Annotated in this window: 6 protein-coding genes; 4 read left to right on the forward strand and 2 right to left on the reverse strand. The window is 43.4% G+C overall.

The genetic code is table 11. The features are described 5' to 3' along the window. Positions 1-155: 155 nt before the first annotated feature. Together V3V99_15225 and V3V99_15230 are read right to left on the reverse strand one after the other, a co-directional pair. Positions 156-3,578, reverse strand: a complete 3,423-nt coding sequence (locus V3V99_15225; protein ID MEE9444014.1) for an FG-GAP-like repeat-containing protein — start codon at positions 3,576-3,578, stop codon at positions 156-158. Between the two features lie 297 nt (positions 3,579-3,875). Then, positions 3,876-4,250, reverse strand: coding sequence for a transposase (locus V3V99_15230; GenBank protein ID MEE9444015.1), 375 nt, complete (start codon positions 4,248-4,250; stop codon positions 3,876-3,878). 527 nt (positions 4,251-4,777) lie between these two features. Between V3V99_15230 and V3V99_15235 the strand changes: the two genes are divergently transcribed. The 4 genes from V3V99_15235 to V3V99_15250 all read left to right on the forward strand — a co-directional run. Next, positions 4,778-5,188, forward strand: coding sequence for a DUF2784 domain-containing protein (locus tag V3V99_15235; GenBank protein MEE9444016.1), 411 nt, complete (start codon positions 4,778-4,780; stop codon positions 5,186-5,188). A gap of 74 nt (positions 5,189-5,262) precedes the next feature. Next, complete coding sequence (locus tag V3V99_15240) at positions 5,263-5,757, forward strand: hypothetical protein (GenBank protein ID MEE9444017.1); 495 nt, start codon at positions 5,263-5,265, stop codon at positions 5,755-5,757. 260 nt (positions 5,758-6,017) lie between these two features. Beyond that, positions 6,018-9,167 (forward strand): M28 family peptidase, encoded by a 3,150-nt coding sequence (locus V3V99_15245; GenBank protein MEE9444018.1) that lies wholly within the window; start codon positions 6,018-6,020, stop codon positions 9,165-9,167. A gap of 145 nt (positions 9,168-9,312) precedes the next feature. Further along, positions 9,313-11,539, forward strand: a 2,227-nt coding sequence (locus tag V3V99_15250) for a M28 family metallopeptidase (protein ID MEE9444019.1), incomplete at its 3' end; no start/stop codon positions are given.

Here is an 11,539-nt window from a genome sequence, read left to right on the forward strand (position 1 = left end):
TCCCCCGGCAGCGAATCACGAAGGGTAGGCCATAATCTCAAAGAGGATATAGCAACGTTCTGTTGTGATAAAAATAAAAAAAGCCCCCTTTTGGTTAAAAACCTTTATTCTGATCTGCCCCAACAAACAAGATTGTATTCAGGCGGCAATTTTTATTAGTATCCCCAAGGATAATAATTTCTTGTTACACAGAAACTCCCCATAGGCGAAGAAGAAAGATTTACAGTAAATTCTAAAAGCTCTTCCTCGGGAAAAGTAAATCGTTCGCTGACGATTATTGTATATTCACCCTGAGGTAGGTTTCGGATTTCATAATCCAAGTCAAAAAGACAATTACAACTGCAAATTCCTTCAACTCCTGTCTCGTCTATAGTTATTATATTATTCTCAACGTTTATGTTGATAATCATTTCTTCCGGGCAACAGTTAAATCCGGCGTTGATATGGCTGAGTGATAATGTGCTAATTCCGTCATATTGATACTCAATGCAATCCAGATTTGTAGGCGTGTTATCTGATGCTGTTGATGTTTTCTGAAGGTTTTTGCAGTTGCTGAAAGCCGTCAATGTACCCGTTGGATAACTCTTCTCACATGGAGCGGGACCGCCTTTGAAAACGAAATTAATCAGATACACCGCGTCTCCAACATTAGTTGCTCCGTCACAATTAGCATCTCCAGATAAAACAGGATCGGGAGCCGGGCCGCCCTTGAACACAAAATTGATGATATAAACCGCGTCGCCAACATTTGTCGCTCCGTCGCCGTTGGCATCGCCGAGGATTACAGTTGTATCGGGTTCCGTAATCGTGATTGCTTGATTCACTTCATACGTGCCCAACTCCTGGACGATTCCGGAGGGCCAGTTTATGATTACTGAATCAGCCTGCGTATTACCTGCTAATCCAAACTCCGCAGTCAGAGTATTAAATGAACAATAACCGGAGCTTCCGGTAATTTCCCGTATTTGTGATTGCCCACCGGCTTTTATCCGTACTCTGGCGCCGATGCCGGATTTGTTGGAAACCGTGCCGATCAGATTTATATGTAGCCAACTATTGCCGTTATTCAACCTATTCCTGATAAGTCTGTTTGGACCCGGCGAGCCATTGTTTGTTACAAAAATATCCAAATCGCCATCCTGATCGTAATCAGTCCAAACACTGGCAATGCTGCCATCATTCTCATAGTGAATGGGACCGGTTGTAACGTCAACAAAATTGAAATTGCCTTCATTGCGGTACAGCCTATTACGGGACATGAACCATAAATCCGCCACATATATATCCAGGTCGCCGTCATTGTCATAATCGCCGCAAGTGGCGGCATAACTGTGTCCAGCATCATCTATGGGACTGGAAGTAACGTCAGTAAAAATTCCTCCGCCATCGTTACGAAACATTTTACTGGCATCACTGTTATTTACCACGTATAAATCCAGATCAAGATCATTATCAAAATCTTCCCAATGTGCCTCAATACTCATCTCGGCACCGGCCAGAACCACCGGAGTAACGTCGGTGAAATCCCCTCCGCCATCGTTACGATAAAGAATGTTAGAAGTCGCACTGGCGCGAGTAAGATATAAATCCTGGTCTCCGTCATTATCATAATCACCCGAGGCGACGCCACCTGCGTACCCGCCATCGCCCAACGGCGGGGCAGTAACGTCAACAAACGCACCGCCAATATTTTGAAAGAGTTTATCGTTGCCATCGTAAACTACCAAAAATAAATCCAGGTTGCCATCATTATCATAGTCAACCCAGGCGACACCCATACCCATACCGGCATCGTCTAGGGGAGCAGAGGTCACATCTGAAAAACTGCCACTGCCATTATTACGGAAGAGTTTATTGGCCGCATTTTGGTTGGCCAAATACAAATCCAAATCCCCATCGTTGTCATAATCACCCCAGGCAACGCCTACTCCACTATTGGCATCATCTAAGGGGGGTGCCGTGACATCCGAAAATGAACCGTCACCATTATTCATGAACAAATTATTTGAAGCATCGGTGTTGGCGACATAAAAATCTATATCGCCATCATTGTCATAATCCCCGGCGGCCACACCTAAGCCGCGTTCAGAATCATTACTCAAAGGAGATTGAGTCACATCCGCCCAATCAATTTCCTGCTCCACAATGAGCGAGCAGGCCCGCCGCAAATCGGGTCGAGGACCGATATTTCCGGGAACGGATGTATTCTGAGGGGTACCGGTGACAGTTAAAATATCCCGCAGACTGTCCGGAGATAGCAGCGCCGGATCCCATCCCAGGGCCTTCCAATATCCCACACAGCATGCCATTGCGCCGGCTACTGTAGGAGAAGCGCTTGATGTCCCGTCAAACATTGATGTGTAGTAGTAATCTTTTCCTTCAGCGGCATATAAATCGCCATATCCGGTTGTAATCACGTATTCGCCCCATCCCTGCAGATTAAAACGCGAGCCATAGCTGGAAAACAACAAACGTTGATTAAAGGCAAGTACCATCGCACCTCCGGCTCCGACTATAATGCCTCCGGAATTGCCGTACCAAGCAATAGTGTCGGTATCAACGCCGCCATTACCGCCTGCTTCAACAACATGAATCCCATTGGCAACAGCCGTTTCAATAGCCACATATACGGGGTTGTAGGATTGTCCCATGGGAGCATAATCGGTCCACCATTCAATCGGAATATATCCTCCAATGTTATCATAATCCCATTGTTGCTCGATAAGGATAATGTCTCCTGCCGACAGGCTATCGATTGCAATCGCCAGCGCACCGGGTACATTCCAGTTGGGCGTAGGCAAACCGTAATACGTTCCACAGTTATACAAATCCGCATCATAACACATACCTGTTGTGCCCCAGCCATTACTGTCAGACACCAGCTCACCGACCACCGCCGTGCCATGGTCATCATCAGAATAAGGGTCTGCGATATTTGAATTTATCTGGGAGTTCAAAGATTTTGAAATATCGGCATGATTGTAATTCCAGCTATACTCCAAATCGCAGATAGTAACTCCGCTGCCAGTTCCTCCCGGCAGCTCCCAGGCATGCCGCGCGCCAAGACCGGCCATATATATGGCTTCGTTAAGATATCCCTGTTGCGGTTCATAATCAGGCGGCGTTGGCGGAGGCATTGGTTTTGGAACTGGACGGGCGCACATGATTTCGGGGAGTTCCTCCAATTGTTGACAAAACTCCCATATCTCAATCTCATCATGCAACTTCAAACGGTAGATGTTATTTAAATTATACAGCGATTTCCCCGAACGCGCCTCTCCCCTGGCATGAATTGAATCAAGCCGTTCTTCAGGGACATCACAAATGCGATGCCATTCTACAGCAGCGCGTTGGGCAAGAAGATTTTTCATTCCCACCAGAGCGTCTCTCTTTAAATCTACAGGAACACCATCTCTCAAACGCGCCTGAATGCTGGGGGAAAACATAATTTCAATCAAATCATTTTCATACGGGTACGGTCGATTCGACGCCACACATTCTGCTGCCGTGCAAGACAGGATTATGAACACCGACAGTAGAATGGTATATCCCATAAAAATCACCTTTGCGGATTTCATTTTCAAGAACCTCCGTCTTCAATATAGTTGGGCCGTATCATGTCATGGATGGGAATGCAGTTGATAGCTTACTTTGAGAACGCTGTATGACGAGAATGAAAATCTACGGTAAGGCTTCCGGCAGCCAGTTAAAATGAGACAATAAGGTCAAAGATGGACTAAACTATTTTTCGCCAGAAGACTTCAGTTCTTGGCTAACCAGCCCAACCACGACGTTATATTCCTATTTTAGTATAACCATATGTATTTCTCCTGTCAACACGAAAATCACTCAGGTAGTGTAAACAGGTAATATCTTTAGAAGTGTGTAAATTGGTAATTAGGCATATCCTGTTTGTTATTTAAGACGTAAGCAATTATTCCATAAACGATTCTTTCGACGCTTTTGGCATTATTAAATGCTCTCATCGGGATAATTCGTCGGCGAATTTCCTCAAAGTATCTCTCAATCGGGTTGTTGGTCTTTAACCTCGTTCTTATCGGGTCATCATAGTCCAGATAGACAAAGCAGGCGTCTCTTCCCTTGAGAAAGAGACGGGTCGCTTTGGGTTCTTTTTCTACCCACTTGCCAGTAAAAGTCCGCAATCGCTTCCTGGCTTCAGTCTTGGTGACCACCTCAAAAACATACAGGGCATCGGCAATAATACGACGATAGTGCCGCTTGTCGGCCAAATGATGACTCCGGTCCATAGCTCTGGTAGGCGCTTGTTTTTCGGGTGGGCCACCGGGCATTTGCAATTTTATATCAAATCAATTGTAATTTCTGAAAACAATCGCATTTATGAATGGAATAGTCTATGATTGAGAATTTGTGATAAATGGCGGAGCAGTCTATTGACAAGTACTAAAAAGGACAAAACGAACCCAATTCGCTGTAAACTTAACTGTTGTTTGCCATTAAAAGGAATTATTGAAAATGCAAATGTGGATAACTCTAAACCAGAGATTGCCGTGTCGTCCTCTCGCTATGCGGGAGATCTCCTCGCGATGACGAGATAATGCTTTTCGGAGACAACCCGAGGGTTGTCTCTACAAAGGGATAACTATTATACATATCCAATGGTACGGAGGAGATGTTCACCTGTAGGAACAACTCGAGAGTTGTCGCTACAAGTTTATTTGACTGAAGCCCGTTGGGCTCTATCCCGACTATTTTTTTTGTCTTGACTTAGGGGAGCTCAACTCCAAAAGTTTATAATATGGGCTATATCATCGCGGCGAATATAATCTTAGTCATTCATCTGGGATTTGTCGGCTTCGTGATATTGGGAGCCTTTCTGGTAATGAAATGGCGATGGGTCGCCTATCTGCATATCCCGGCGGCTATCTGGGGAATGCTAATCGAGTTTCAGGGGTGGATCTGTCCTTTGACCCCATGGGAACAGCAGTTCCGGCAATTGGGAAACCAAAGCGGTTACACCGGCGGATTCATTGAGCATTACCTTTTGGCCATAATATATCCCACCGGCCTGACCCGCGAAGTGCAGATAGTTTTGGGCGTACTTGTTCTCGGTTTAAACTTAATCCTATACGGCTGGATGATTGCTCGGAAAATTCGGAATAAGAGGAACACTACTTCTTCGGCGGACTCTTCGAAATATTGCTTATAATCAGGACAATATTTATTGCTTGACTATTGGTCATCAACACCTCTATAGTTTGTATGAACGAAAAGGAGGTTGGTATGTCATCCAAATACTTTATAATTACGTTGATATTTATAGCTTCTCTGCTAATTATTGCTCCATCCGCATTTGCTCAACAAAAAAGACCGATACAAATATCGGTTTTCACTCCGGTTCAAATTTTTAATGAAAACGATCCGATCTCCGGCGTCCGTCTCAGTCTGCTTTACGGCCGCAGCGTCTCCGTGACCGGTTTGGATTGGGGATTAGTCAATCACACTACGACCGGTGTCACCAAGGGAGTGCAATGGGGATTTGTCGGTATAGCCGATGCAGATTTTGTCGGCTGGCAGGATAACGCCGTGAATATTGTGAAAGGCAACTTTGAAGGATTCCAATGGGGGATTGTAAACTACGCCAATTACGCCAATGGGTTTCAACTGGGATTGGTCAACTATGCCCGAAGTATGAAGGGCCTTCAAATCGGACTCGTTAATATAATCAAGCAGGGCGGACAATTTCCGGTATTCCCGATTGTGAATTGGTCTTTTTAGAATGCCTAATCCTGGCTAATTCAGATAACTATTGAGACGGTTGATTCGTCCGATATCTTTAGGACTGACGGGTATATAATATTCGAATACCCGTGCAAACATTCTATTTCGCCGGTTAATCCTTGTGAGTAATAACAATCATTGACAAAATTGTAAATTATGCTTTATTTAATTCAGGCGGCCAATACTCCTGACGTTGAACATATCTATGGCTAATTCGTCTGAGTATTAAAATTGTGATGATTTGTCCGGGAGGCGGTATGTTTATCAAATCTATATGCGCGATTTTTATCATTTTCCTTACCTCATTTGCCCCGGTTTCCGGAGCCGATCTATATAAGATCTCGGTTGAGAGTAACACCAGCGCGGGCTATTTAAATTCCCTCACAATACAACCTGTCATGCAATTGCATGACGGATATTTGATACTTTGTGATAAACAAAACTATGATTTAATTCAGCAATCATCAATTGACATTAAACTTATAGCGTCTAATGTTGATGTCGATGAGCTGTCGATCGATCTCCGACGCGATAAAAGCAATGCTCAGAAATACCCGGTGCTTTTTGAGCAGGGAGATGTGCGGATATTCAATATTGATGCCAAGAGTATATCGACCGGAGATATTTCACCGATAGTCAGGACTCCCGAGAAAATAATTTATACGCCTTATCAGGCTCTTAATCCCGATTATACGTTGGGCAATATCGATCTGCAATGGCTGATTGATCAAATCGAGCAGGATTCGGTGGAGGCCTACCTTTATCGTCTGGAGGCATTTTATCGCAGGTTAACCGGCACTGATTCCTGCTTTGCCTCGGCCGACTGGATTGCCGATAAATTCGCGTCGTTTGGATATGATTCAATTTATTATGATCCTTTTACCGGTTCTCAATTGTGGGATCGCCATCTGGTACCCAGCGTCAATATAGTCTGTACAAAATTGGGAACTTTATTTCCAGATTATCAAATCATCGTCGGCGGGCATTTCGACGCCGTGCCTGATTGTCCGGGAGCGGACGATGATGGTACCGGAACGGCGGGGACGCTGGAAATAGCCAGGATATTGGCAGATATTGAGACTGAAGTGACATTTGTATTTATTGCTTTTGATTCCGAGGAATCTTGGATGTGGGGTTCCTATCATTACATGGATGAAGCCGCGGCGCGCGGTGATAAAATTCTGTATATGATGAATCTGGATATGATCGGGCATTGGACCAATGACGACTGGGCGGATTTGTATTATGGCGCGAGTATTACATATTCGGAGTTGTGGAAAGTCCTTGCGGATTCCCTGGTTGGGATTCATGGCGATTTATCAGGTTCGACAGCATCGGATCATTTGCCCTTTCAGGAAGCGGGTATCCCAGTTACTTTTGTTCAGGAATATTTTTTCTCCGACAATTATCATTATCCCAGCGATAGTACATCCTATATAAATTTTGAATATATGACGCGAATGATAAAAGCATCGATTGCTACCGTCGCGGTTATCAGTGAAGCTCCGATTTCGGTTGAAATTGAATCGGTTTTTGACGTTGGTAACGGACATGCCATCCGGATAAATTGGAGCCATGATTTAATTGCCGATGTTGATTTCTTCCGCATATACTATAATACCAATCCTCCAACAGGTTTGGATTTTGTTGATGTGGATGGCTCCTTTACAGGTTATACAATTGAAGGGTTGACGACCGGGCAGGAATATACGATCTATATTGATGCTTACGATTCTGATGGCAATCGCTCGTTTTTACGCCATCCTGTCAACGTAACGCCGTATTTGTATCCCCAGGCTCCAACGGGTGTGACCGCCAGACCATTATTGCGGTCGATTGAAATTAACTGGAATAGCGAGAATGCGGAGCTTGATTTTAGCCATTATATGATACTGAGAGACGAAGTGCCGTTACCGGTAACATTGACCGCCGGACCTTATATCGACAATGATGTAAATTTGGGCGCGGACTTTCATTCATATCGAGTAGCAGCCGTTGATAATGATGGATATATCTCTGATTTAGCGGGTATCGAACCGCAAATAACAAGGGCAGCGACACTTGAACCGGGAACTGTATTGGGGATCAACCGCTCCAGTAATTTGGCGACCAGTATTGTCAATGAAGCCGTCACCGGACAGTTTATCCGCGATGCTTTAACACCGTTCAATTTTGATTATTATTCGGATTCGGCATATACTTCAAAACCGGCCAATGAAAGACTGGGTCTTTATGATTTACTTGATTATGAGCTTTTGGTATTAGGCGGTGAATCTGCCCGGGAAGATGATTTTGGAGCGTCGATCACGATGGGGGGAATTCTTGAAGATATTGAATATTACATATCGTTGGGCGGAAAAGTTATAATATTCGGACGATGGGGAGATTTCAAAACCGGACCATCGGAATATCAGAATGACTATTTTAATGAAGGTAACTCCGATTATAATTACAACGCTCTTTTTCATATTGATACCCGTACCAAATTCGTCCATACAATTGACGTCACAACTATGTACTCGGATTTAATCGGGGCACATTCCAATTTACCGGGCTATCCGGCTCTGAGTTGGGACAGTCTGGCGGCCGTCGATCACTCGTCGCCCTGGGTGGAAGTATCCGGGATTCCTTGTCCGACATTTGTCGATCTGGGCTATTCCGGTTCAGATCTTGACATTCTTTATACCTATGATTCAAGAACGGATGCCTACCAGGCGGAAAACAAGCCGATTGCCTGGAGGTATTTGGGCGATGATTATCAGTATATCTTTTTCGAGATGCCCTTGACATTTTTTGACCATTCTACAGCATTGACCGTCATGCAAACCGCGATCACCGAGCTATTGTCGGTCGGATCTGCCGGGGAAGTTTTGTTTGAACCGCAGGTAATTGATGTCGACAATTTACCGACATTGGTCGAAATCTATCTGGGCAATTTTGAAAATGGAAAAACCGCCGCGGACGTTGATGTCTCGTCGATTTTATTAAATGGCAGTCTTTCGCCCGTTTCGACAACTATTCTCCCGACATATTCATACTTCACCGGTGAAGTTCTGAATTTAGAATTCAATGCCGCTGATGTATTGGCGACTTACGGTCAGGTAGATTATAGCGGGAGCTATAGTTATATAACCTCCTGGCAATTTACGGGCGAAGGTGAATCCAATTCCGCCGCAGGTTATGTTACATTAATTGCCGAATCACAAGTTTTAATCGGCGACGCCAATGGGGACGGGGATGTTAATGTCGGCGACGCAGTGTATTTGATAAATCATGTATTCAGAGGCGGGCTGCCGCCGGTTCCTTTGGAAGCGGGCGACGCCAATTGTGATGGTTCGGTAAACGTGGGGGATGCGGTGTATTTAATAAATCATGTCTTCAAAGGCGGCCCCGGACCCTGTGAATAAACCTAATAGGTCATTTAGATATATCCGCTTGACAAGATACTTATTAGACTTATATTGTTGATACCTCACTAGCCGTTGTCTATACTTGTGACCGTTTTTATATTAAGAAGCTATGTCATGTCTTTGGGGGCGCAAGGAGGAATTGATGACGCCCCGAATTATATTCATAGCAATTTCAATTTTAATATGTTGTATAAATCCTGTATTTTCTGCCGATTTGTACAAAATATCACTTTCCAGTCAAGCAGAAGCCGATTTTCTAAATTCACTCGGAATCTTACCATTGATTCAATTAAGTGACGGGTATCTTCTTGTTGCAGAAACTCAGATTATTGGTCAAATAACTGACGCCAAAATAAAAATCTCATTTATGGCGGAAAATGTAGATATAGATAATCTTTTTCTTGATCGGTCGCGAAATGGGGATATTCTCGGCAAAAATCAATTGTTGTATGAACAGGGAGATTTAAGAATTTGCAGCAATTTTGACAATAGTAATGGCACCCCTGATTTATTGCCAATAAAAAACAGACCTGCTGAATTTATATTTAAACCGGAATCGATGGTCGAGCCGCAATATTCAATCAGTAGTATACTCGACCTGGAGGAGTTAATATCTCAAGTGGAAATTGATTCTTTAGAATCATATGTCCTGAGACTTGAGGCATTTTACAGGCGCTGGACCGGTACCGATTCATGCTTTGCCGCTCGCGATTGGCTGGTCAATAAATTTGCGGCATTTGGATATGATTCTATTTATACTGATCTATTTGAAGGGTGCCAAAGACATTATATTGATGGTGATTTGCATAGAATACCCCAGGAAAGTTATAATGTTATTGTTACCAAGATTGGCAGTATTCATCCTGATAAGCATATAATTGTGGGGGCTCATTATGATGGGGTCTGGGATTGTCCTGCTGCCGATGATAATGGATCGGGAACAGCCGGTTTATTAGAGATTGCAAGGATTTTGGCGAATGTTGAAACTGAAATAACAATTGTTTTTATCGCCTTTGATTCTGAAGAGTGTTCCCTGGATGGATCATCCCATTACGTTGACAACGCCCTGGAAAATAATGAAGATATCCTGACAATGATGAATATTGATATGATTGGCTATAAATATAACTATCAGGATGTTACACTGTATCATGGTTCAGCCACAGCCTATGGAGAATTATGGCAGAAACTCGCCGATTCTTTAATGGGAATGAATGGGATCTTATCCGGAAGTCATGTTGCCGATCATTGGCCTTTTCAAATGGCGGGGTATGATGTACTTTTTGTTCATGAATATAATTTTTCAATTTATTTTCATACGTTAGCCGATAGCGCCGTATATTTGAATTTTACGTATATTACCAATGTTGTGAAAAGCTCATTGGCTACCTGTTATGTTACAAGCGTGATTCCATATCCATTAGAGATTATTTCAATAATCGATATTGGAAACGGCAATTCTCTCGAAGTTTATTGGCCATATCAAGATGGTGTTGATTTTTATCGTGTCTATTATGATACCAATCCCCCGAACGGAATTGATTCTGCTGATATCTACAATGCCGACACCAACTTTGTAATTGATGATCTTATTGAGGGAAAGGAATACGCAATTTCGGTAGCCAGTTATGATAGCGATGGGTCGCGATCGATTTTACAATATCCTAGTTTTGGTACTCCATATCATCTCCCTCGAAAGCCCAGCAATTTAACAATTAAGCCAAATTTTCGCTGCCTGGAAATTGAATGGACAGGAAATAATGACTTCGAAGCGGATTTTAGTCACTATTCTATAATACGAGACGGGAAGAAACTGCCGGTTCAGCTTAGCGTATCTTTTTATGTGGATAATGATTATTCCCTGGGAGGCGGATATCATTCATATTATGTCGTTGCCGTGGATCAGGATGGGAATATCTCGGATACCGTCGGAATGGAACCGTTAATATCAAAGGTTGCGACGTTAACGGCTGGGAAAATTCTTGCAATTAACAGATCAAATAATTTCAGCAACTCACTTGTTAATGAAGTTGTAACCGGCGAGTATTTGCGGGAATCATTATCGCCGTTTGATTTCGAATATTATTCAGATACAGCCTATAATTATTTGCCTGAATCGGAACGATTAAATTTATATGACCTTTTGGAATATGAATTAGTGGTTGTGGGTAGTGAATCGGGGCGCGCCGAAGATTTGGGGATTCCGCCAAATTTGGGAGGAATATTGGATGTAATTGATTACTATCAGTCGATTGGCGGAAAGGTGATACTTTTCAATAGATGGGGCAACATAACTATTCAATCCGAGGATTACAGCACAATACATTTTATTGAGAGTTCCCCTGACTATTACTATCAATCGCGGTATA

The sequence above is a fragment of the Candidatus Zixiibacteriota bacterium genome, from assembly GCA_036480375.1.
In the GTDB taxonomy this organism is placed as follows: domain Bacteria; phylum Zixibacteria; class MSB-5A5; order GN15; family JAAZOE01; genus JAZGGI01.